The sequence below is a fragment of the Flavobacteriales bacterium genome (assembly GCA_026129465.1).
Taxonomy (GTDB): Bacteria; Bacteroidota; Bacteroidia; order Flavobacteriales_F; family PHOS-HE28; genus PHOS-HE28.
In genome coordinates this window covers 2,787,007-2,811,101 of the sequence record JAHCIA010000001.1, presented here as the reverse complement: position 1 = coordinate 2,811,101, position 24,095 = coordinate 2,787,007, and the positions used below count along the sequence as shown (strand labels likewise).

Here is a 24,095-nt window from a genome sequence, read left to right as displayed (position 1 = left end):
CTCATGGCCGCGGCCCTGTTGCTGGCCGCCTGCGGTGGCGATGCGCCACCCCAGGACACCTTTAGCACCGATGAGGGGCAGGAAGGCACCGTGCAGGACACCCGCCTGCGCAAGACCCGCAACATCTTCTACAACATCCCCTCCCCCATGGAGACCGCCGCCCTGCTGAAGAAGGCCGGCGCCGACTACAACGGGAAGCTGCTTAACGATGTGAAGAACGTGGACCGCTACACCGCCGCCAGCAAGCAGGCCCTCAACCTGGGCGTCTACGGCGCGGACCTCAGCTACGCCAGCGTCTTCAACCAGACCCAGGAGAGCATGTTCTACACCTCCTGCGCCAAGAAGCTCGCCGACCGCCTGGGCGTGAGCGGCGCCTTCAACGATGGCACCCTGGAGCGCATGGAGAAGAACATGCAGGACCGCGACTCCCTGCTCAACATCATCAGCGAGACCTACTGGGAGGTGGACGCCTACCTGAAGGAGAACGACCGCGAGCACCTCAGCGCGCTGATGGTGGTGGGCGGCTGGGTCGAAGGTCTCTACATCGCCACCCAGGTGGCCGCCACCAGCAACAGCGCAGAACTGCGCCAGCGCGTGGCGGAACAGAAACTGAGCCTGGGCGACCTCCTGGGCCTGCTGGACAGCTACGAAGGCGAGGACCCCGCCCTGGACGGTGTGCGCGCCGACATGCGCTCCCTGGAGAACCTCTTCGCCGCGGTGGAGATCCCCGCCGGGGGCAGCAGCGTCACCCAGGAGAACGGTGTAACGGTCATCGGTGGCGGTGCCCCAACGGCCGGCCTCACCCAGGAACAACTCACCGCCATCCGCGACCGGGCCGCGGCCATCCGCACGAACTACATCAACTGAGCGGCACCATGACCACCCGACGGAACCCCCTCGCGATCGCCGCCCTGGCCGCCATGCTGCTGCTGCTGGCCGGTGCCGCACAGGCCCAGTGCCGCAGCTTCGCCAAGAACAAGTGCGTGCCCGACCTGGCGCCCTACAAGTTCAATGAGTCCTTCAACGGTGCCCAGCTCGCCCCCGGCGAAGAGGCCGAGGTGAACCTCACCTTCTACTCCGGCCAGGAATACCGCGTGATGGTGTGCGTACACCCCATCCTGGGCGAGGTGAACTGGAAGCTGGTGGACACCAACAACAAGACCGTCTTCGAGAGCCTCGCCGACGAGCCCAAGAAGTCGTTCGACTTCAAAGTGGCCAGCACCACGCAGATGAGGGTGGTGGTGTGGGTGCCCACCCGCGGCTCCAGCGACATGGTGCACGTGGGCTGCGTGGCCATCCTCACCGGCTTCAAGGAATAGCGGCGCTCTGGTACGTCCGCCGAACCCTGCGCGGGGTGTTCTGTTCACAGGCGCCCCGCGCAGGCTTTGGGGACCGTCGCTCACTCCTTCACCCACTTCCCGCTGCCCCGTGGCCGGCCATGCGCATCGCTGATGTGGTAGAAGTACATGCCCGGCACCAGGCCCTGCGCATTGAAGCGGGCGCTGCTCTGCTGCACCGGCGTGGTGCCCGCCAGACGCCCCTGGGCATCGAAGAGCCGCAAGGTGCCGCCGTGCACCACCGGGCCGTTCAGCGTGGCGGTGAAGCCCTCGGTACCGGGGTTGGGGAAGAGGTGGGCGGAAAGTGATGCATGCTCCTCCATGCCGATGGTCAGGCAATCATCCGGCCCCAGCTTCACAGCCCAGTAGTCGAAAATGGGGTTGGGGTCGCTCAGGGAAGCCACGCCGCCGATCACGATGATGCCGCCATCCGATGTGGCCTTGATGCGTTGCGGCTGGTAATACAGATCCAACTCATCACCATGGGCCACTTGCGCACTGCAGAGCGGGTTCAGCATCGTGTCCAACTCCCACACATGTATCCGGTTGGGGTCCAAGGGCAACCCGGCCACAGGCGTGTGATATGCTTCGATCATTCCGAAAAGCACCCTGCCATCTTCCCGTTGCCAGGATGAATTCAACATGAATGGATAGTCGTACCACGAACTGCTTTCCGGCAGGAACGCGGAGATCCATCCTCCATCTTCCGTTATCCGGTTGATCGCGGCACGATAACCGTGGCTCAATGAACCCCGGCGGCCACTGACGATCAAGTCCCCATTGGTCTGGCGGTGCATGAAATGGTGTTCGCTTATGGTCTTCCAACCTTCCGCGATGCCCCATGGGTCCACACTGCCATCGGCATGCGGGGGGTAGAATGATCCTTGCAGCGTGAACGCTTGGTCGAACCGGTGGAACGAACTGCGCTCGGAAGGTATCACATCCTGCAGGTCACCGGCACAGCCCACCAAGGATCCACCACCGTCCATGGTGATCACATGTCTTGGAATGACATAGGGATGCGCTATCGGGGGTGGTTGAGCCGTGAGCAGAAAGGTCCGCTCGTCGAGCAGATCGCCATCGGCCCCGAATCGCATGAGGATCATCCTGTCAGGCAGGGGTGTACTGACCCTTCCTGCGGCCGCGATCAAATACGTACCATCCGTATCACGGGTGACATTGCCGAAAGAAACAAGTCCAAGCCCCGGAAAAACATGGTACGAAGAATCGATCGGCGTGAGGTCCGCATGGCATCTATAAGTGGCAATGCCCCGTGCGCCTTCCGCATCCCTGATATGGCCGAAGACCAACCAATCACCCGAGGCAAGATCCTCTTGGATCGATACGATGGAGTAGTGAATGTCATCATGGTTCCAGAGCCTCCTCGAGGTCAGCAATGCGCCATGCGGATCCAACTTTAGCAAGTGGCCATACCAAGCGGAAGTGCTGCCAGAGCCCGATCGGTTTCCGGCTCCGATCAAATAGCCGCTCCCGGTCTCCACGACGTCAAGAAGCATGGCATCCCCTTCCTGCCATTCCCCCGACCCTTCGAACGTCCAAGAGTTCTGGGCATACATGAACAGCACGACCAATACGGCAATTGTCACCGAGATCAATCGCATCACTCTGACGGCAAATTGTTGATCCCATATCTGGCTTCCGCAACGTGCTGTTGTATGTGAATATCGTCATCCGGATAGGGCAATGTGAAGGTGTTGGGGAACACCGTTGTCCTGATCGGCTCCTTACCAGAAGGTGTATTGAACCATATCACATCCCAAGTACCCTGTGTGTACTGGGCCATCATGGACGGAGTGAAGCATGCATCACATGGCTCGAACACGGTTCCTTCACATTGCCATATCCCCCCAAGCGGCAACGAGGAGGCAGTAAGCTGCTTGTTCTCGATATCCGTCCAATAGCTGTTCACCGGATGGACCAAGGCGAAGTTGACCCTGTTCTGGATCTGCTTGTCGGCACATAATCCCGTCCCTCCTTGGTTCGGGCCACAGCCACAACTTGACAGTCCACCATAGGCCATGAAGTAGTCATTCGCCCCATAGCTGGTATTCAACGACTTGTCATACCCGGAACCCACCAAGGCGGTCGCACACAGCGTCAAACCAACGCCCGCAGACCCTTGCGACACGTCGATCACCACCAAGTGTGATACCCCGGGTTGGTCATTCGCCGAGAGCGCTTCTGACAAGGCCAGAAAAGCCTGTCCCGCATCCCAAGCCGTGATCCTTTGGTCTGTAACGGGCACCACCACTTGCATAGAATCCAGGATGAGTTCATTCGCATCCAGCCATGTTCGCCTCATGCTGTAGTTCAACGCCGCCTCCACATACCACACGGCACTGTCCACACTCAGGAAACCGCCGCTCTTGGCGTCAGCGGCCAGGGCGCGTTCAATGAAAGCTTTGACGCGGGGGGTGGGGTTCACCTGCGCGGCTTCGCTTGTGGCACCGGGCAGGGCGGGGCCGGGTGCTTCTTTGCGGCAGGCGGTGATCAACACGGCGCTCATCAGGGCAAGGGCCGCCAGCCTATGGGCTGATCTGGTTGGATGTTGGATGTTGGATGTCGCATGGCGGTTGAATTTGTTGTGGAAGATGAAGGTGGATAACAACGAGGGGCGGTCCAAACCAGATGCCTGCGTTCACGTGGAGTTCCACTGCGGAATTCCGGTTGAAGCGTATCACACAAACCACTGGGATCCACTTGGAACGGGCGCATGGCGTGCCCGATACAGGGGTGATCCCATGGTGCATCTCACTCCTTCACCCACTTCCCACTCCCACGCGACCGGCCTTGCGCATCGCTGATGTGGTAGAAGTACATGCCCGGCACCAGGCCCTGCGCATTGAAGCGGGCGCTGCTCTGCTGCACCGGCACACTGCCCACCAGCCGCCCCTGGGCTTCGAAGAGCCGCAAGGTGCCGCCCTGCACCACCGGGCCGTTCAGCGTGGCGGCGAAGCCCTCGGTGCCGGGGTTGGGGAAGAGGTGGGCGGATAGTGGTGCATGCTCATCCACGCCCACAGGCTGGCAGGCTTCGGGCGGGAACTTCTGGGCCCAGGCCTGAAAGCGCTGGCCCGAACCGATGAGCTTGCGCGAGCCCATCAGGATGAACCCGCCATCGGACGCTGCACGAATGCGGTCCAAGGAATAGTAGACATTGTCCTCAGATCCATCCAGAACGAACGTGCAATGAGCTTGGAGCAGGCTGTCGAGCAAAAAGACCCTCGCTCTGCTGGGTTCTATCGGTTCGTAGGGCAACATACCTGCGTGAAAATTCTCGACCATGGCGAAGTAGTATCCGTTATCGTCCTTCTGCGCCAAGCCGGATAACAGCGGAGGGTGATCATGCAGGTACGCACTCTGTGGCAGGAACTGCCTGAGGAGTGTCCCCTGATCATCAATGACCATTACACCTGCCCTTTTCCCGAGGCTGTTGAGGCCTATCTCGCCGGACACCATGATGGCCGATCCGCCCACGGCGACCATATCCATGGGTATGCGGAAAAGACTGTCCGGGTGATAGTCTTCCGGTTGACCGCCCACATTTGGCGCGAGGAACCCGCCTGTCGCGTTGAAGTCATCATCGAGAAGGACATACTTGGTCCCCCCTCCCAGTTCAAATGCAGGGCCGCCTTGCATGGAGACCAGGATGCCATCCCCACGCTCGATCGCATGCCGCGTGATCGACACGCCAGATGATACCTGATACTGAGCGGAGTGTAGCGAATCGCCCTCTGGGGACACACGTAGCAAGACCAGGGCATTGGGTATGGGAGAAGGGCCGGTCGTTCCTGTTCCCGGCAGAACCAGATCTCCTGTCTGCGTGACCAGGACATTCTCGAGACTCGTCGAGATCAGACCAGGGAACGTGAAGGTCTGCTCGTAAATGACCTGACCCGTACTTGAGAGTTTGCCATGATAGAACCCGGTGGCGTTCTCCATGGCACCGCGCCACAATCCATTGAGATAGTGTCCGTCATTGTCCGAGCTTGACATTATCGACACGACACCAGCGGAGGCAGAACCCACGGCCAATGGGATGACCTCTGATACACTGCCACTACCATTCAAGTGGATCACGGACGATGTGAAGGGCTGTGTACCTCCAATGCCTTTGTCAATGCGCGTGAGCAGGAAGCCCGTAGAGAGTTCCACAGCATCGGTGATATTGCACTCGCTGGGCAAATGATCACCCACATACACCCAGTCATTCTGCGCCTTCGCGGGTTCCCATAAAAAGACGCAAGAATGAAGCGCCGCTCGGATCAAGAGTCCTCGCCACATACCTTGAACCCATAGGTGAAGTCGGCCACATGGAGATAGAACCCACAGCCACCTGTGCAGGTCAGCGTGGTCCCGTTGACCGCGGCCACCACGAGATCCTTGGTCGGGCAATGGGTCGCCCGTATCGTCTGTGCCACATCCCATGTACCCTGTGTGTAGAAACTATGGTCCGTGGGGTCCAGGCAGGACGTACAGCCACCGGACGTCACACACGCATACGTCTGATAGTCGAAGAACCAATCCCACTGCGTGCTATCGTTCGGGTTCAGAAAATCGTCATAGCCGTACTGGTTCGATCCCAAATTCTGACTATCCCGTATGTACCACGTCTCCACATTGATGTGGTAGCAGTCCACCCCTATGCTGCCGATGGCGGCGTTGATGCGCGCCTCGATCCGCTTGTCAGCACAGATCCCGGGGTTGTTCCCCGTGTGTGAGGGACAGGCGCAACTGCTGCTGCCTCCTCCCCAGAGCCAATAGTCGTTGGAGCCGAAATTCGTGTTCAGTTTGGCGCCGCCAGTCGCGCTATACGCGAAGCAATCCAGCTTGAGCCGGCTTCCACTCCTTTCCGCTACAATATCCACAATGACCCAGTGGCGACCCGCGTCGGCGACCGCCTCCATGGACGTAGCGAAAGACAGGAAAGCCTGTGACGTGGCATGTGCATCCACATGGTCACCGATAGTTTCCACCAGGACCTCGAAGGGATACACCACGATATCTTCATTGGGCAAGCCCGATCCCGTCATGCTGTAGTTCAGCGCCGCCTCCACATACCACACGGCGCTGTCCACACTCAGGAAACCGCCGCTCTTGGCGTCTGAAGCCAGGGCGCGTTCAATGAAAGCTTTGATGCGGGGGGTGGGGTTCACCTGCGCGGCTTCGCTGGTGCTGCCGGGTAAGGCGGGGCCGCGTGCTTCCTTGCGGCAGGCGGTGATCAGCACGGCGCTCATCAGGGCAAGGGCCGCCAGCCTATGGGCTGATCTGGTTGGATGTTGGATGTTGGATGTTGTATGTCGCATGGCGGTTGAATTTATTGTGGAAGATGAAGGTGGATAACAACGAGGTGCGGACCAAACCAGATGCCTGCCTTCACGTGGTATTCCACAGCTCATTTCCTGTTCCTGCGCGTCTCACAAACCACTGGGATCCACTTGGAACTGGCGCATGGCGTGCCCGATTCAGGGGTGATCCCATGGTACACGATATCGCTGTTCCTCTGTTGGCTCCGAACAGCCGCGTGCCAGTACGCCCCGTAATGCCCCATGTGTAGCTTGGCCGCATGCGCCTGCCCGCCGACAAACTGCCCGACGTGGGCACCACCATCTTCGCCGTGATGAGCCAATTGGCCCAGGAGACCGGCGCCATCAATCTCAGCCAGGGATTTCCCGATTTTCCCGTGGATCCCGAACTGGTGTCGCTGGTGCAGGAGGCCATGCGCGGGGGCCACAACCAGTATGCGCCCATGCCCGGGTTGCCCGGCCTGCGCGAGGCGCTCGCCGCCAAGGTGGAAGCGCTTTACGGCCATGCCTATGATCCGGCTACGGAGATCACCATCACGGCCGGGGGTACACAAGCGCTCTTCACCGCGCTGGGCGCCGTGGTGCGCCCGGGCGATGAAGTGGTGGTGATCGATCCGGCCTACGACTGCTACGCGCCCAGCGTGCGGCTCTTCGGCGGCAGCCCGGTGCATGTGCGCCTGGATGACCGGATGCGCTTCGATGCCGGGGCCCTGCGCGCCGCGATCACCCCACGCACCCGCGCGGTGATGATCAACACGCCACACAATCCGGGTGGCACCATCCTGCGGGCCGCCGATCTGGACGCCATCGCGGCCATGCTCCACGGCACGGACATCCTGCTGATCAGCGACGAGGTGTATGAGCATCTGGTCTTCGACGGCGAGCCGCACGCTTCGGTGATCGGCCACCCGGCGCTGCGCGAAAGGGCCTTCGTGGTGTTCAGCTTCGGCAAGGTGTTCCACGCCACCGGCTGGAAGACCGGCTATGTACTGGCGCCCAAGGAGCTGATGGCCTTGTTCCGCAAGGTGCACCAGTTCAATGTGTTCAGCGTGAACACCCCCATGCAGCACGCGCTCACGAATTACCTGGCCGATCCGGCGCGATACACTTCACTTCCCGCCTTCTATCAGGCCAAGCGCGACCGGTTCGCCGAAGGGCTGCGCGGCTCACGCTTCCAGTTGCTGCCCTGCGAAGGCTCCTACTTCCAGGTGGCGGACTACGGCGCCATCAGCGAGCTCGGCGATCGCGCGTTCTGCGAATGGCTGGCCAGGGAACATGGCGTGGCGGCCATCCCGCTCTCGCCCTTCTACGCCGACCCGCCCAAGGACCAACGGCTGTTACGTTTCTGCTTCGCCAAGCAGGAGGCTACCTTGGATGCCGCCATCGACAGGCTATGCAAGATCTGAGGGTCACACTGGTGCAGAGCATGCTCCACTGGGAGGATGCCGAAGCGAACCGCCGCATGTTCGCCGAACGGCTGCGTGCACTGGCGGACACCACGGACCTGGTTCTGCTGCCGGAAATGTTCACCACGGGTTTCAGCATGCGCAGCGAAGGGTTGGCCGAGTCCATGGATGGCCCGACCGTCAAGTGGTTGCGCGAACAGGCGAAGACCCTCGGCGCGGCGGTCTACGGCAGCATCATCGTGGAGGACGGGGGCCGGTACTTCAATCGTGGTCTGTTCGTGAAGCCCGATGGCTCCGTGGCGCATTACGACAAGCGGCACCTCTTCCGCATGGCGGAGGAGCATGCCCACTTCGCTCCGGGCATCCGACGCGTGGTGGTGGAGCACGGCGGCTGGCGCATCCTGCTGCAGGTGTGCTACGATCTGCGCTTCCCGGTCTTCAGCCGCAACCGCGAGGACTACGACCTGGCGCTGTACGTGGCCAACTGGCCCGAGGCACGGCGCAGGCCCTGGTCGCAATTGCTGATCGCGCGCGCCATCGAGAACCTCGCCTACGTGGCAGGCGTGAACCGCGTGGGCATGGACGGCAAGGGCATCCACTACAGCGGCGATTCGGTGGCGCTGGACCCGCGCGGCGAAGCGATCGGCACCTTGGAACCCTCCAAGGAGGGTCTGCTCACCGTGACCTTGGACGCCGCATCGCTGCTGGAGTTCCGCGCGAAGTTCCCCGCGCATCTGGACGCGGACAGATCCACGATAGAAGGGTTGTAAGGGTGATGGGGTTTGAGGGTGAGAGCGTGTGAGAGACGGCCCTTGCACGCCCGCACTCTTTCACCCTCACACTTGGATCATGAAGACCCACTCCAGCATCAGAGCGTGATCGTCCACAACTACCGCAACACCTGGATATGCCCCATGCGCTGCTGCTCCATGCCCAGCGTACCATTGGCATCCTCGTAGAAGCGGTACCGCATGCGCCACATGTAGATGTCGTTCTTCACCTCCTGTCCGCGGTAGGTGCCGTCCCAGCCGAGGTTCGGGTCCTTGCTCTCGAAGATCACCGCGCCCCACCGATCGAAGACCAGCAGTTCCATGGTGGCGATGTTGGTGCCCACGGGCAGGAACACGTCGTTGGTGCCGTCACCATTCGGCGTGAAGGTGTTGGGCACATAGATCGCCGAGGGGCAGTACTCACTCACCACCACACTGTCGCGCAGCGCGCAGTCGAACACGTTGGTGATGTCCACGAAGTACCAGCCGTAGGCCCCGGCGAGGATCACCTGCGACTCGGCGCCCGTGCTCCACACATAGCGCGAACCGGGATTGCCGGCATCAAGCGCGGCGTGGTGGGGCTCCTCATCCAGGCAGGTGAACACTTGTCGCACGGCCATGCGCACGGGCGATGGGTTGAAGATCGCCGTGATGGCATCGCTCACGGTACAGAAACCGTTGCTCACCGTCACGCTGTAGGTGCCGTTGGCCGTCACCGCCAGCGAGGGCGCCGTGCTGCCATCGCTCCACAGATAGGTGGAAGCTGGTGAGAACGCGTTCAACTGCAGGATCTGCCCAGCGCACAGCACGGTGTCCGCGCCGAGTTCCAAGGCCGGCGGTGGCACCAGGTCCACCTGTGCACTGAAGGTTCCGGTGCAACCATTCGGCAGGGTGATCCCCACACTGTACATCCCGCTCGTTGGCGCGGCGATGCTCTGGGTGCTGGCACCGGTGTTCCAAAAGAAGTCGGCGCCGGGGTTCCCCGCATCGAGGGTCACGCTCTGGTCGTTGCACACGGCCACATCGCTCAAGTTGTCCACCGGTCCACTCAACAGCGTCACCAGCACCGCATCACTGGCGGAACAGAAGCCGTTGCTCACCGTCACGCTGTAGGTGCCTCCGGCGCCCACTTCGATGGTGGGTGTGTCCTGGCCATTGCTCCAAACGAACTGCGCGCCGGGATTGCCAGCGTCAAGCGTTTCGGTCTGGCCGGGGCAGATGCTCACATCGGGGCCGAGGTCCACCGTGATGGCCGGCGCGAGCGTCACTTGCGCGGTGTAGGTCGCGGTGCAGTTCTGTGGCGTGGTGATGGTCACGCTGTAGTCGCCTGAAGCGCCTGGCGTGATCGTTTGCGTGGTGGCACCGTTGCTCCACAGGTAGGAGGAACCGGCGTTGCCCGCGTTGAGCACAGGCGGCGTGGTCTCACAGGCGGTGACATCCTCCAGGGTGTTCACGGGCGATGCGTGGAAGGCGACCTGCACGGCATCGCTGGCGCTGCAACCTTGCGGCGTGGTGACCGTGACGCTGTAGGTACCGCTGGTGTTGACGGAGATCTGCGATGTGCCCTGACCGGTGCTCCAGAGGATGGTGTTGCCCGCGTTGCCGGCATCGAGCGTGTGGCTGTTGGCTCCGCAGAGCGACACGTCCGTGCCGAGATCGACCACCGGCATCGGATGCAGCGTCACCTGGAAGGTGGTGATGCCCTGGCAGCCTTGCGCATCGGTGATGGTGAGCGTGTAGTTGCCGCTCGCGTTCGGCGTGATCGAAGGGGTCTGCTGGCCGGTGCTCCATTGGTAGGACACCCCGGGCTGTGGGGCCGAAAGCAGGGGTGGCGCGTCAGCGCAACTCGCCACCACGCTCTGTGCGGGCATACCCTCGAAGGCGCGCGTGATCACCACCTGATCGCTCACCGAGCAGCCGTTCGCATCGGTGACCGTGACCGTGTACGTGGCGGTCTGATCGGCCAGGATCGTGGGCGATTGGATGTTCGCCGCGTTGAGGTTGGCAGCGGGTGTCCACTGGTAGGTGGCGCCAGGCACGTTGTGCTGCACGCTGAGCTGATGGCCCAGGGCACTGCACAGCGTGAGGTCCGGACCGGCGTTCGCCGTGTAGCCTGTCGTCACGGTCACGGTGACCGAACCCGTCAACGAACAGCCGGAAGGCCCATCGGTGACGGTGACGGTGTAGGTGGTGGTCTGCGTGGGCGTCGCCACGGGCGCGGCGATCGCATAGTTGCTCAATCCCGCACCGGTCCACTGGTAGGACAAGTTGCTTCCCCCACTGGCATTGGCCTGCACGGGCGTGCTCTGCCCCTGGCAAAGCGTCAACGCGTCTGCGCTCACGGTCAGGCCGAGCAAGGTGTTCACGGTGATCGTCACCTGCTCCGAAGCGATGCAGCCCAAGGCGTTGGTCGCCTGCACATGGTAGGTCGTGGTGCTGGTGGGCGTCGCCGTGGGCGTGGCCGAGGTGGTGCTGCTGAGCGTTCCGTTGTTCGGTGTCCACACGTAGGTGGTGAGCGAATCGAAGCTGGGCACCACCTGCAGCCCGATGCCCGCGATGTCGCAAAGGGTGGTGTCGTTGGTCACCTGGAGCGTGAAGGCCGGCGCCACGTGGATGTACACCGAATCGCTGTAAGCGCATCCGGCAGCGGGGTCGATGCCGGAGAGGGTGTACCACCCACTGGCCTGTGGCTGCGCGCTGGTCTGCGGCGCATTGGCGTTGCCCACCGGCCCGCCGCTCCAAGTGAGCGCGAGCCAGGTGTTGTCGTAGCGCGCCACCCGGAACTCGTCGAAGGCCCAATTGTCCTGCCCCGCGCCGCTGTTGCTCACCTGCCGCAGCCGGAACATGGTGTTCGCGCTCTGGGCGGGTGGTGGAATGGGCGCGATGATGGGTGCGAACGCCGGATAGGCGCTCTCCACGTAGAGTGCGAGGAGGTTCCAGGAGAAGCCGAAGTTGGTGCTCCACTCCAGCACCACATCCTCACCGGGGTCGGCGTCCTGGCAGGGAGCGGTGCCGTTGGCGATCTTCAGGTGGAAACGTACCTCGCCGCCGCCCAGGGTGTTGAGCGCCTGGGTGTGCGCGGAGCGCTGGCCGTTGCCGTTGAAGTAGAGCGCCCCACCACTAACACTGCCGCAGGCGGTGCTCACCGTGCCGCCCTGCACCGCCGCCCAGATCGGGCCCGGCGCGGGCAGGTTGAAGCGGTCCTCGGCGATCACGTGCAGGGTGCTGCTGTTCAAGGTGATGCTTTCACCCAGGCAGATCGCCGTGTCGGAAGCGGTGGCATCCAACTTCAGCACCGAGCCGGTGGTGACGCCCACGAAGAGGCTGTCGGTCATGTCGCCGCAACCCGAAGGACTCGTCACTTGCACCGTGTACCAGGTGTCCTCCAGCGGCGTGGCCACGGGATCGCTGATGGTGGCGTCGGAGAGCATGGCGGCCGGCGACCAAAGCACCTCGAACCACGCGGGGTCCGGTGGCGGCACCAGGGCCAGTTGCACGGGCTGGTACTGGCACACGTTGATCGTGGCTTCGTCGTTGGCGGTGAGCAGGGTGGGAATGGTGAGCGGAACGCCCACATGGAAGGTGAAGCTCGAAGGGCAGCCCGTGAGGGGCGCGACACCTGATACCGTGTAGCTCTCACTCTGCACCGGGTCGATCGCCAGGCTGTTGCCGGTGCCGATCACCGTGCTGGGGTCGCTGGCCGCGGTCCATACCGCGTTGGCCAAGGGTTCGGGGGCATTCAGCACGATGGGGCCGCCACCGCAGACCACGCTGTCCTGTTGCACCGGCACCCCACCGATGTCGTGTACCGACGCGGCGTAACTCTCGCCCGAGCCCAGGCCGAAGGCGTAGAGTTGGAATCCATGCGGCGAGGCTACGCGATGGGTGCCTGGCGCGACAGGCATGCGCGCGTGCAGGCGGTCGGCGCAGCCGGAATAGGGCAGAAAGAGCCCCGCTGGGATGGGGATCCCGTCGAGGGTCACCTGGCCCACGCTCGCTGGCGGCACCACCAGGCTGATGGAGTGCTGGTTGAGTTGCGAGGAGGACACAGCATGGTAGAGCGCGCTTTTGGACATCCGCTCCACCGGCGAGAGCAGCACCATGGAGGGGTCGCCGGCACCGGCGCAATCAAGACCTTCGAGGAACTGCACGGCACTCACGGGCTTGTCCGCCTGGATGCACACCGGCGCGGTGGCCCCGTTGACCATGTGGGTCTGCCCCGCGTTGAGCAGGATCGGTGGGCCGCCGTTGATGGACACGCTGGTGCTGTTCTGGTCCGCCAGCACCCGGTACGATTTGATGTTCACGCCCTGCACCGGCACCGTGTGGTAGCGTGTGCCCCAGGCTTCTCTTGGGATCAATTGCGAGAACATCACATCGCAGGCCGCACAACCCGGCGGTACCTCGGCGCACATCACGCCACCCTGCACCACAAAAGGCCTGCAGGGGCCGCTGGCCTCGGTGGCCTCGACCAGGGTGCCCGTGAGGTCCATCGAGGAGTTCTGCGCCTGGATCTGGTAGCTCTGCCCGGCGTTCAACGCCACGGTGAAGGGCACACCCGCCGGGCGGCCGCCCAGGGTGGGCACGGTGGGCGTGATGCGCACCTCTGTGCCATCCTCGGTGGCCACGATCAGCAGTTCGCTGCGGAAGGAATTGTTGGCCACCAGCAGGCCGCGGTGGCTGTCCACCCGGTAGTTCGTGCCCAGTGATCCGACCGGCAACACTTGCGCCAGGTCCCGGGTGAAATTCTGCATGCTGGTCATCAGCACGTTCACACTGTCCTGCGCCTGGATCAACACGCCTTTGCCCAGCACCTGCTCCGATCCGAAGTGCTCGGCCACATTGGGCACGTTCACCACGGCCACGCCGTTGAGCGGCACATTGAAGTTGGTGCTCCAGCCCGTATGCGGCATGCTCACCGTACCCGTGGTGGCGGTGGTGCCCATGATGTGCACCTGGAGTGTTTGCGCACCGAATCCGTTCTGCATGTAGCCCGTCCAGAAGCGCTTTCCGCGCGTGGGGACCAGGGTCGGGTCCTGCGCCGTGGAGGCGGTGGCGGCCAGCACCGTGGCAATGGCCAGCAGGCGCAGGGAACGCTTGGATACCAGGGGGCTATGGGACATCGGCTCCACCGAAGAGCAGGGTGGTGGCGGCCGTTCTACGGGTACCCCGTGACCAGGGTTCAAGGGCCGAAATACATCGACGGACCTCCTGCCAGGCTACTCCAGCTTCCAGTCGATCGTCAGGTCCCAGCCGGCGCGCACGTTGATGGCCGTGCCATGCTGCCACACGCGCTCGGGCTGGATCGCTTCATCCAGCACACCGGTGTCCCAGCGGCCGTTGCCATTGTCGTCCGCGATGAGGCGCAGCCCATGGTTGCCGGGCGAAATACGCTCCCAACCCACCGGGCCACCACCTCTGGCGATGCGCTGCTCCCGCACAGTGCGTCCCTGGGCGTCGAGCAATTGAAGCATGAATGGCCCTGCAGCGCCCTCAGGCGTATCCAACCGCACACGCAGGTTGCCCGTGCCGCCCTCGGCGGCCCGGCCGAGCCCGGTGCGCAAGGTGTCGTTGTGGCCGCCATAGATGTCGCGTATGCCTTTCGGCAGCACGGTGAGTGCGGCGGAAGCGCCAAGCGGCAGGGACACCCGCAGCACCATGGTGCGCACATCGGTGCTGTCCTGGTAAAGGTCGAAAGGCAGCGGCAGGCTGTCGCGTTCCACCAGAAAGCGCGCCCGGTCGAACGCGGCGATGGGGCGTGTGGCATGCAGACGAACAAGGACCCCTTCGTCATCCTCCCGCACGATCGCCTGCAGATCCGGGTTGAAGGGCATCTTCTCCACGCGGCGGTAGCGCAACGTGTCCAAGTCCTGCCCATCGATGCTGACCGCGTACCGCCCCTCGCCCAGCAGGGTGGTGTCCGAAGGCCACAACAGCACCGTATCGCGGCCCCTGCTCCATTCGGGCCGCCAGGTGAGTTGTCCGCCGGTACGAGCCACATCCCGAACGCGCAACTCTTCGGCCGGCCGTGCCAGGATCAAGCGCAGCGCACCATCCGCCAACACCTTGCTCTCCCGTACCAGCTGCACCGGACCAGCTTCGCGGAACATGCGCAGCAGGTGGAATTCCGGGAGCGTGTCCAGCGGATCCACGGCGATCGGCGGGCCAAGGAATGCGATCTCCTCATTGGGCAGGTCGTAGCGGTAGTTGCCGTTCATGTCCTGCAAGGCATGCAGACGGTAGCTGCCCGCACGCAGGTGGCGCAACAGGAAGCGGCCCTCGGCATCGGTTCGGGTGGCGTAGGTGGGGCGGGCTGTCCGCACGGTGCTGGTATCCGCTTCGTCATGCAAAAGCACCAGCACCTCCTTGCGTCCTGCGCCGGTGAAGGCGTCCACCACCCGGCCTGCCACCACCAGACTGTCCACCACATCGCCCGTGCTCACCACATAGGCCAGGCCGCCGGCCACATTTCCTTCGCTCAGGTCCTTCACCGCTTCGCCGATGCCGAAGATGTAGGTGGTGCCGGTGCGCAACGGGGCGTTCAGGTCGATCGTCACCGAGCGCGGGCCGGAGACGCGCACGTTGGGCCAGACATCCAGGGGCGGCGACACCAGCAGGCGGTCGCGCACACGGTCCAGGGTGATGCGTTCATCGAAATGCAACGCGATCCTGCGGCCGGTGAACCGCGTGCTCAAGTGGGGCGGCTCGGCGGCCACCAGCTTGGGTGGCTCCTCGTCCTTGGCTCCCCCCGTGATGTCGCCGACCTGGGCACAACCTGCGGCCAGCGCCGCCACCAGCAGAGGGGTCCAGATGTCCGAACGCATCACAGCAGATCTTCCAGCGGGCGCATCATGCGCTCCAGGGCGCGGGCATCCTCCTCGGTGAAGGCGCCCGGCTCGGCGCTGTCGATGTCGAGCACGGCGGCCACGCGACCATCCTTTCCTCGAAGGGGCACCACGATCTCCGAACGCGACAAGGGGCTGCAGGCGATATGCCCTGGGAACAGGTCCACGTCGGGCACCACGATGCTTCGTTCCTCGGCCCAGGCGGTGCCGCAAACGCCTCTGCCCTTCGTGATGCGTACACAGGCCACCGGACCCTGGAACGGTCCCAGCAGGAGTCCATCGCCCACCACGCGATAGAAACCGGTCCAGTGCATGCTCAGGGCTTGGTGCAACAAGGCCGCCGCGTTGGCCATTGCGGAAATGGCATCGTCCTCCCCACCGATCAAAGCGCGCATCTCCTCTTGCAGCGCCTCGAGGCGTGCGCTGCGGGGCAGGTCAGCGGGCGGTGTGCGGGCTTGGTGCATGCGGCGGCCAAAGGTACCGGTCATGCGCACGCCACCGTGCAGAGGCTGATGCGCAGGCCGGGCACGCCGGACAAGGCCTTCACACAACCCTCGATGGTGGCGCCGGTGGTCACCACATCATCCACCAGCAGCACATGGCGGTCACGGAACGCCTCGGGGTCGGGCAGTTGGAAGGCTTCCTTCACGTTGCGCCAGCGGTCCAGGCGGCCGCGCCGCGTCTGCGAAGGCGTGCGCACCACGCGCAGCAGGTCCCTGCCGGCCGAGGGCAGTGGCCATATCTCGCGCATGCCGTCCACCAGCACCTGGCTCTGGTTGTAGCCGCGCATGCGCTCCTTGCGCGGGTGCAATGGCACGGGCAGGAAGGTGTCCACATCGCGGAACCGTGCGCTGGTCATCAGGTCCTCCGCCATCAACCGGCCCAGTACGAGACCGGCCTCGCGGTCGCTGGCGTACTTCAGCCGGTGCAGGAGGTGCTGCACCTTGCCTGAGCGGTTGAAGTGCAGGAAGGCCGAAGCCGCGCCCAGCAGCACCTTGCCGTGGAACAGGCGCTCCACCGGATTGAACGGATCGTCGTGGAACCGAGTGCGCGGGAGGTCCTCCAGACAATCTATGCAGATGCTGCGCTCGAAACGCATCAATCCCGTGTCGCAAGCCGAGCAGCGCCGGGGTAGAAAAAGCGCTGCGAAGTCCGCCAGCCACAGGCGCAAAGTGGCCTTGGGCGGGTTCAATACTTTGTTGATAAGCGGGCCGTTCATGGGAAAGGACCCCTTGGGGCGACCGTAATTTAGCCCCCCGATCCCGCATCCCTCATCACCGCACATGGACCAGGCCAACAGCCCGATCTCACCGGAGCCACGGAAGAACCGCACCAACACCGGACTGTTGCTGCTGGTGGTATTGTTGCTCGTCAGCAATGTGGCCCTGCTGTATCTGTACATGCAAAGCCGCAACGAGGGCGAGAGCAAGGAGGCGCGCCTGGAACAGGTGAGCAGTGAAAAGGACAATGTGACCTTCCTGCTGGAGAACATGCTGGCCAGCTATGACACGCTGCGCACGGAGAACGAGCAGATCACCGTGGAGATGTCCGCGCAGCGCGAGCAGATCGAAAGGTTGCTGGACCAGGTGAAACGTGGCAACTACGACCTGGCCAAGGCGAAGAAGGAAGCGGAGACGTTGCGGAAGATCATGAAAGGCTACGTGGTGACGATCGATTCGCTGAACCAGGCCAACCAGCAGCTCACCGCGGAGAACATCAACATCCGGCAGGAACTCGGCGAGGTGAAGGGGCAGAAGGAGGCGCTGACGAGCAAGGCCCAGGACCTTGAGGGGCAATTGGCCAAGGGCAGCGTGTTGCACACCACGTCGATCAGCGCCGGGGCGCTCTTCGTGCGCAACAACGGCAAGCAGGTGGAGACCGATCGCGCCAACAAGGCCGAGATGGTCAAGTGCTGCTTCACGCTGGGCGAGAACAAGGTGACCAAGGCCGGCGACAAGATGCTCTACATGCGCGTCATCAGCCCGGATGGCAAGGTGCTCGCGGCGTCGGAGGGTGACAACCGTTTCAAGTACAACGGCATCGAGGGGGAATTCAGCGCACGGCGCGAAGTGAACTACCAGAACGCGCCGGTGGACGTGTGCATCTTCTGGACGGGGTCCGACCAGATCCGCACCGGGCAATACCTGGTGGAGATCTACGAGTCGGGCGCGCTGGTGAGCAAGGCGCCCTTCAACCTGAAGTAGGATCAGAAGAAGGCGCGCACCTGCGCCCCGCCCACATGGATCGTGGGCACCCCTTCCGAACGTCGTCCGTTGTAGGTCAGGTCCACCTGCAGGTTGTTGCTCAGGTTGCGTTGCACGGTCACGCTCCAGGTGATGTTCGTGCCGGGCTTCAGGCCGGTGAGCATCTCGTTGCCCAGCGATGAGTTCACCTCCCCGTCGTAGGTGATGTCCACCAGGTTGGCCGTGGCCAGGATGCTGCCCTTGCCTGCGGTGTTGTAGCGGAATTCCGCGCCCAGATCGCGCAGTGTGGCACGCTCCCCGCCGAATTCGGCCTCATTGTTCTTCTCGGTGATCTTGTAGGACACGATGGCGCGCAGCGCGGTGTTCGGCTGCCAGGTGATGCGGGGGCGCAACGCACGCTGGTCGATGGCATAGGTGCGCCCGGCGAGCAGGTCCGATCCGTTGGCTAACCGCCCGCTCTCGCTCTCCACGTCGGCGGTCCAGCGGCGTGTCACGTTCAAACGCAGGCGCACGGTGTTGTTGCGCCTCGACCGTGACTCGTAGCCATTCAGCAGCAGGGTGCGGCTGCGATCGTTCTGCCAGGTGTGGTCCATGCTCCAGACACGGCTGGTGCGGTCGTAGTACAGCGTGTTGCGCGCCGAGGCGAGATAGGAGGTGATGCTCGTGTCCAGCACATCCCCGCCGAAGGGATCCAAAGCCGAGAGCACGTCCTGTACACGCGTCCGGCGATCCACGCGGAAGGACGACATGTCGGAGAACCTGCCCAGGAAACGGCGAATGCCCTCCTTCTCCGCCCAGGCCACGCCCGGCCGCAGATCGAGCGAACCGCTGAACTGGTTGCTGAAGACACGCACATACTGGTTGCTGGGCACGAACACCCGCAGGTAGTTGGCCTCGTATCCGAAGGCGGCCAGTTCGAACTCGTTCAGGTCCTTGATGCCGTCGCCGTTGTAGTCGATCCACACGTACAGCCCCTGCCCCGCCGGCACCTCGATGTAGATGTACTCCTGCCTTTGCTCCAGGCCGGATCCGAACTCGTAGAAGGTGGCCATCACCACCACGCCTTTCCAAAGGGTGAGGTTGTGGTCCAGGCGCGCCAGCCAGGTGTCCTCAGGCTGTTGCGCGGTCACCGTGCTGTCGATGATCGTCAGCCGGCGGTAGGTGAAGCTGGCGCCGAGGCGGTTGCGCGGATCGCGCCCCAGGTCCAGTCCTGCGGAGAGCGCATCGGCCAGGGTACTCGCCACCAAGGCCCCGTTCGCCAAGGCCTGTTCACGGCGCTGCCCGCCCGAGAGCCGCCACTTGATCCCGGCGGTGTCCGGGCTTTGCACAAAGGCCTCCCAGTCGTAGAAGCGGTAGCTGGGCGCCAACAGCAGACCGGTGGTGTCGTCGGTGAAGCGGTTGTGCTCGTGCTCATCGCGGTAGCCAACGGTGATGTGCTTGAAGCGGTGCCTCACCTGGGCCTTGTGCCGCATGAAATCGCTATTGCGCGGCGTGGTGGTGCGCAGCCAGGCGGCCGTGCCGTCCACATCGGTGCGGCCCAGGCGCAGGCCGCTCAGCACATCGTGCTTCCAACCGTCATAGCGGGCGCCACCCACCTGCAGCGTGTTGAGGCCATAGTGGAACTGCCCGATGCGCCTGCCGCGGATACCCGCGCGTATGCCCGCCAGCAGTTGGTCGCCATCGAGCGCGGGATCCTGCGTGGTGCCGATGCCCGGCACCAGGTTCCAGTTGCGCTCGAATTCCACCGCGCGATAGCGCTCCACGAATCGGAAGTTCCGTGTGATCGATTCCACTTCGGTGCCCAGGACCAGCTGCAGTGTGGTGTCCTTGGAAGCGATCGGTATGGCGTGCTCGCCTTTCAACAGCACGCCGAGCCCCTGGTCGTCCGCGTTGTCGGCCTCGCTGAAGGTGTTGCGGTCCAAGTGGCTGAAAGCGAGTTCCACCCCCGCCTGGGTGCGCCGCGAGAATCGCTGGTCCACACCAAGGGTGATGAGTTGCTGGCTGCGCGGTGGTATGAGCACACGTACGGGGGCATGGTCGCCCTGGCGCACCACCGCACCATTCACCGTATCGGGCGCCACCCAGCGGAACACGCGGCCATTCGGCGTGAACTCCTGCTGCACATAATCGCCGTTGCCAGCGCCCACCTGCGTGAAGATCAAACGCCAAACGGCGGTCTCGGGATCGGTGCTGTATACGAACACCGGGCTGTAGCCCAGCGAATCCACGCGCCGGTAGAGCACCTGGTCCACGGCCCAGCCGGTGCTGTCGATACCGGGCACCACCGCGGACAGCGGATCGTCACCGGCCAGCCGCAACGCCTCTCGTTCCTCGTCGCTCAACTGTTGTTGCAGCGTCTGGTTGCGGTGGTCCTGCTCGCTGAACAGGCTGAAGCGCACGGTGGTGTTGCCCAGTTCGGTGATGTTGTCCGCGCGCACCATGGACCGCGCGTAATTCTTGTCGCTGTACTGGAATTCCACAGCGATGCGGCGATCCTTGGTGATCATGCGCCGCGCGGTGAAGGTGACCTCGGCGGTGTTGTAGTCGATCACATAGTCGTGGTCCTGCCCGCGAACAAGCTGCTGGCCGTCGATGAAGACGCGCTCCGTGCCGGAGAGCACCACGATGAAAAGTTCCCCGTCGTTGCCGCGCAACCGATAGGGCCCCTGCACGCCCTCGATGCCCTGCACCACGTTGCGCGCGAACTTGCCCTTACTGATGGCCACGCTGGTGCCGAACTCGCCCTTCGGACCCTCCTTCTGGCCATAGCGCATGCCGTAGCCCAGTCCCTTGGTCTTCTTCAGGTAGGTGAGGAAATGGCTGCGTGGCCGATCGAGCACGAAGTCGCCCGCGATCAACTCCCACTTGTTGCCCGGCCGCTGCGCATCCTCCTCGTAAAGTTTGATGAACACCTGGTCGAAGTCCTGCAGCTCCAAGGTGTTTCCCCCGGCCTGGATGGGGATGTTGTTGTCCGTGATGGAGGCGAGCACCCCGATGCGGTCCGTGATGCGGCCGCTGAGCTCCAGGTTGAGCGCCGAGTTCACCGCCAGGTCCTGGTTGTTGCCGAAGAGGATGCCGCGTGAAATGCTGCCCGTGCGGTTCAGGCCCTGCATGCCCATGAGGTCGCCCTGCTGGCGCGGCGGCGTGTACTTGAACGGGTCCGGGCGGTCGCCACTGGCGGTATAGAGGCGCTCGGGATCCTTGTGGCTGCGTACCGCCAGTAGCCCGAAGGGCAGCACGCGATAGCGCGCCAGAACGGAATCAGTGGCGGGGCGATCGTGCCAGACCAGCACCGCACGGTAGGGGTCCAGCGTGAAGCGCGCGTCACCCACGGGCAGCCCATCGGCGAAGAGGAACAGGCTGCCGGGCACGATGCTGAGCGTATCCAGCGCGATCGTGTCCACCTGGTTCGGCAGCCAGCGCACACGCAGGTTGTCGCGGTCCTGCGCGGCCACCTGGCCCGCCAGCAGGATCACGAGCGCACCATGTGGCAGGTGCCACCATGGCATGCGCCAACGCGTGCCGCGGATGCGGATCGGTTCGTTCCTGCGGCCGGGAGGCACATGTGACATACGGGCGGGGCGGCCGAAAATTATCCCTTGACGCGGCTGCGCCACCGCCATTCACCATGGGGTTGTTGATGCAGGGCAGGGATCGCGTCCTGGATCACCGGGGCGGCCGGATACATTTGAACGCTCTCCATGCGGCCACATCCACCGCTTCTCAAGCCTGCTGCCTCCATCCTGCTGATGGCGTTCCTGTTGGCGACCTGCCGGTCGCCCGATCCGCCGCGGGAAAGGGAGGGCGCGGGTGGGCGCTATTACGGTGGTGTATTCAATGTGAACGAGTCCGAGGAACTCCGGGGGCTTTTCCCGCTGAGCCTGGCGCAGGCCGTCTCGCACCGCATCGCCGCGCAGATCTACGAGGGGCTGGTGCGGCTCGATCCGGCGGACCTCACCATCCGGCCCGCCCTGGCCTCCTCCTGGACCGTGGACCCCACGGGCACGGTATACACCTTCCAATTGCGGGAGGGCGTGCGCTTCCACGACGACCCCTGCTTCCCCGGCGGCGAAGGCCGGCCGCTCACCGCGCGCGACGTGGTGCATTGCTTCACGGCCATCTGCAGCCAGGATGCCATGAACCAGATGTTCTGGCTCTTCCAGGGCCGGGTCTTGGGCGCCGACGAACATTTCGCCGCGACCGAACGTGGCGAGAAACCATCGCATGTGGCCGGCATCGAAGCGTTGGACGAGCGCACCGTGCGCATCACCCTGAAAAGCACCTGGCCGGGATTCCTGCAAGTGCTTGCCCACCAAGGCTGCTGGATCTGGCCCCGCGAACTGGTCGATCACCACGGCAAGGATGCCCTGTGGAATCCGGTGGGCACCGGGGCTTTTCGCCTGAAGCACTTCACACGCCGCGAGGCGATGATCCTGGAGCGCTGGCCACACTACTGGGGCCGGGACGAATACGGCAACGCCCTGCCATTCCTGGATGCCGTGCGCTACACCTTCGTGCAGGACAAGCATCGCGAACTGGAGGCCTTCGAGGCGGGCAAATTGAGCATGGTCTTCGAACTGCCCGTGGACCGCACCGATGCGCTGGAACAGACCGAGCGCTATCAGGTCCAGTCCATCCCGGGGCTCACTGTGCAGTTCTACGGTTTCAACACGCGGCGCGCGCCCTTCCAGGACGTGCGTGTGCGGCAGGCCTTCGCCATGGCGATCGACCGCGACCTGCTGGTGGACAGCGTGCTGGACGGACTGGCGGTGGCGGCGCGGCATGGCGTGGTACCCCCCGGCTTCGCGGACTACCCCTACGACAGCATTCCACCGGCAAGTTTCGACCCGGAACGGGCGCGTGCCTTGTTGGCCGAGGCCGGCTACCCCCAAGGACAAGGGCTGCCCACGGTGTTCCTCCAGGTGAACCACAGTGGTTTCGGTTATGTGCGCGTGGCCGAGGCCGTGCAGGCCATGCTGGAACAACACCTGCGCGCCCGCGTGGTGAGCACCGTGCTCCCGGCCGACCAGCACTTTGAACGCGTGGAGCAGGGACTTGCGCAGTTCTGGCGCGAAGGCTGGATCGCCGACCACCCCGATCCGGAGAACTTCCTGTCGCTCTTCCATGGCATCAATGTGCCGGAGGACAGCCTCCAACCCTCCTACCTGAACAGCACACGCTTCCGCGATGCGGCCTTCGATGCGCTCTTCGGGCAGGCCCTGCACACCCCCGACCGTGCTACGCGCTTGGGCCTGCTGGCCGCCGCGGAAAGCAGGCTGATGGAGGAACAGGTGGTGGTCCCGCTCTACCACGAACGATCTGTGCGGCTGTTGCAGCCCTGGGTGCGCGACATGCCCATCAACGGGATGGAGGTCCGTGATCTCGCGCGCGTCTGGTTCGATCCCGCAGCCCGGTCAGCGCGCTGAAGGAAGCATGGTGGCCACAAGGTGCAGGCGCAGCAACTCCTTGGCCAGCGGCATGAAGGTCTCTATGCGGGGCAGATCGGCTTCGGCCTCCAGCGCGAAGGTCGCCGGCACCGCCGGTCCGGCACCCGAGGCATTCAATTGACCGCGGATGTGCTCGTAGGTGCAGGTGATGCCCAGGGTGTAGGAGGTGATGTAGCGCGTGGTGATCTCCTGGTGCGCACTGGTGACCGGTGCCGGGCGCAGGATGGGGATGGTGTACGCGTAGACGCGCGCCTCCCGGCCCTGCCGGAGCAACAGCCATCCCTCCACCGGCTTCAACGGCTGCACACCCACGGGCAGCAGCCGAATGCGGCCCGCGAGGTCCTGGCGCAGGTCGCTGCCCTCCGTCAACGCACGGCGCAATCCCGGCATGGCGAAGTCGATCACGGCGTCGATCACGGCCAAATGTTCGCCGTCCACCGGCCTGTCGTGGACCGCGTTCCCCGTGCGGGGGTCGAAGCCCAACAGATCGCCGGCGAGACCCTCCGCCAACTCCTCCTTGCGCCGACGCAGGTCCATGAGCGTTTCCAGGTGCGCGCGCAGGTCCGTGAGATGGGGATAGAGCTTGTGCTCCTTGAAACGCCGCTGCACGTTCTGCAGGTAGGCGAGCAGGAGATACCGCTTCAACTCCAGGTCGAGCGCCGGGCGGAAGGCCCAATCCAATGGAAGGTCCATTCGTGACATGGTCCAGGGAGCTGAACGTAGTGTTCAAAAATAGTGTTGCGCTGCGCGGGGAGCTCCGGG

16 protein-coding genes are annotated in these 24,095 nt (G+C 63.8%); 6 read left to right on the top strand and 10 right to left on the bottom strand.

Annotated elements, in window-relative coordinates; all coding sequences use genetic code 11:
* Window positions 1-3 precede the first annotated feature (3 nt).
* Together KIT10_11930 and KIT10_11925 are read left to right on the top strand one after the other, a co-directional pair.
* Complete coding sequence (locus tag KIT10_11930) at window positions 4-867, top strand: hypothetical protein (protein ID MCW5899967.1); 864 nt, start codon at window positions 4-6, stop codon at window positions 865-867.
* An 8-nt stretch (window positions 868-875) separates the two neighbouring features.
* Window positions 876-1,319 carry a hypothetical protein gene (locus tag KIT10_11925; GenBank protein MCW5899966.1) on the top strand — a complete coding sequence of 148 codons (444 nt, stop codon included), beginning with the start codon at window positions 876-878 and terminating at the stop codon, window positions 1,317-1,319.
* Between the two features lie 80 nt (window positions 1,320-1,399).
* Here KIT10_11925 and KIT10_11920 read toward each other — a convergent pair whose 3' ends face one another.
* From KIT10_11920 to KIT10_11905, 4 genes are all read right to left on the bottom strand, one after another.
* Window positions 1,400-2,434 carry a T9SS type A sorting domain-containing protein gene (locus tag KIT10_11920; GenBank protein MCW5899965.1) on the bottom strand — a complete coding sequence of 345 codons (1,035 nt, stop codon included), beginning with the start codon at window positions 2,432-2,434 and terminating at the stop codon, window positions 1,400-1,402.
* A gap of 524 nt (window positions 2,435-2,958) precedes the next feature.
* Window positions 2,959-3,864: a hypothetical protein gene (locus KIT10_11915; protein ID MCW5899964.1), complete on the bottom strand. Its 906-nt coding sequence runs from the start codon at window positions 3,862-3,864 to the stop codon at window positions 2,959-2,961.
* A gap of 245 nt (window positions 3,865-4,109) precedes the next feature.
* Complete coding sequence (locus KIT10_11910; GenBank protein MCW5899963.1) at window positions 4,110-5,297, bottom strand: T9SS type A sorting domain-containing protein; 1,188 nt, start codon at window positions 5,295-5,297, stop codon at window positions 4,110-4,112.
* Window positions 5,298-5,620: 323 nt separating this feature from the next.
* Window positions 5,621-6,592, bottom strand: coding sequence for a hypothetical protein (locus KIT10_11905; protein MCW5899962.1), 972 nt, complete (start codon window positions 6,590-6,592; stop codon window positions 5,621-5,623).
* Window positions 6,593-6,921: 329 nt separating this feature from the next.
* On the opposite strand from KIT10_11905, the gene KIT10_11900 reads away from it, so the two are divergent.
* Complete coding sequence (locus KIT10_11900) at window positions 6,922-8,067, top strand: pyridoxal phosphate-dependent aminotransferase (GenBank protein MCW5899961.1); 1,146 nt, start codon at window positions 6,922-6,924, stop codon at window positions 8,065-8,067.
* Complete coding sequence (locus tag KIT10_11895; protein ID MCW5899960.1) at window positions 8,055-8,837, top strand: amidohydrolase; 783 nt, start codon at window positions 8,055-8,057, stop codon at window positions 8,835-8,837. The genes KIT10_11900 and KIT10_11895 overlap by 13 nt, the downstream gene beginning before the upstream one ends.
* 119 nt (window positions 8,838-8,956) lie before the next feature.
* Here KIT10_11895 and KIT10_11890 read toward each other — a convergent pair whose 3' ends face one another.
* From KIT10_11890 to KIT10_11875, 4 genes are all read right to left on the bottom strand, one after another.
* Window positions 8,957-13,960: a gliding motility-associated C-terminal domain-containing protein gene (locus tag KIT10_11890; GenBank protein ID MCW5899959.1), complete on the bottom strand. Its 5,004-nt coding sequence runs from the start codon at window positions 13,958-13,960 to the stop codon at window positions 8,957-8,959.
* A 96-nt stretch (window positions 13,961-14,056) separates the two neighbouring features.
* Window positions 14,057-15,661: an Ig-like domain-containing protein gene (locus KIT10_11885; GenBank protein MCW5899958.1), complete on the bottom strand. Its 1,605-nt coding sequence runs from the start codon at window positions 15,659-15,661 to the stop codon at window positions 14,057-14,059.
* A complete protein-coding gene (locus KIT10_11880) occupies window positions 15,661-16,146 on the bottom strand; it encodes a GAF domain-containing protein (protein ID MCW5899957.1) in 486 nt (161 codons plus the stop codon). The genes KIT10_11885 and KIT10_11880 overlap by 1 nt, the downstream gene beginning before the upstream one ends.
* A gap of 20 nt (window positions 16,147-16,166) precedes the next feature.
* Window positions 16,167-16,901 (bottom strand): ComF family protein, encoded by a 735-nt coding sequence (locus KIT10_11875; protein MCW5899956.1) that lies wholly within the window; start codon window positions 16,899-16,901, stop codon window positions 16,167-16,169.
* A gap of 64 nt (window positions 16,902-16,965) precedes the next feature.
* Here KIT10_11875 and KIT10_11870 point away from each other — a divergent pair, with 64 nt between their 5' ends.
* Window positions 16,966-17,886, top strand: coding sequence for a hypothetical protein (locus KIT10_11870; GenBank protein ID MCW5899955.1), 921 nt, complete (start codon window positions 16,966-16,968; stop codon window positions 17,884-17,886).
* A gap of 2 nt (window positions 17,887-17,888) precedes the next feature.
* On the opposite strand, the gene KIT10_11865 is transcribed toward KIT10_11870, so the two are convergent.
* On the bottom strand, window positions 17,889-21,395 hold the full coding sequence (locus tag KIT10_11865; GenBank protein ID MCW5899954.1) for a hypothetical protein: 3,507 nt from the start codon (window positions 21,393-21,395) through the stop codon (window positions 17,889-17,891).
* Between the two features lie 240 nt (window positions 21,396-21,635).
* Between KIT10_11865 and KIT10_11860 the strand changes: the two genes are divergently transcribed.
* Window positions 21,636-23,312: an ABC transporter substrate-binding protein gene (locus KIT10_11860; GenBank protein ID MCW5899953.1), complete on the top strand. Its 1,677-nt coding sequence runs from the start codon at window positions 21,636-21,638 to the stop codon at window positions 23,310-23,312.
* Here the strand turns inward: KIT10_11860 and KIT10_11855 are convergent.
* The gene (locus tag KIT10_11855; GenBank protein MCW5899952.1) at window positions 23,301-24,026 is read right to left on the bottom strand and encodes a hypothetical protein; all 726 of its coding nucleotides are present in this window, start codon (window positions 24,024-24,026) and stop codon (window positions 23,301-23,303) included. The two genes, KIT10_11860 and KIT10_11855, sit on opposite strands and share 12 nt — an antisense overlap.
* Between the last annotated feature and the right edge of the window lie 69 nt (window positions 24,027-24,095).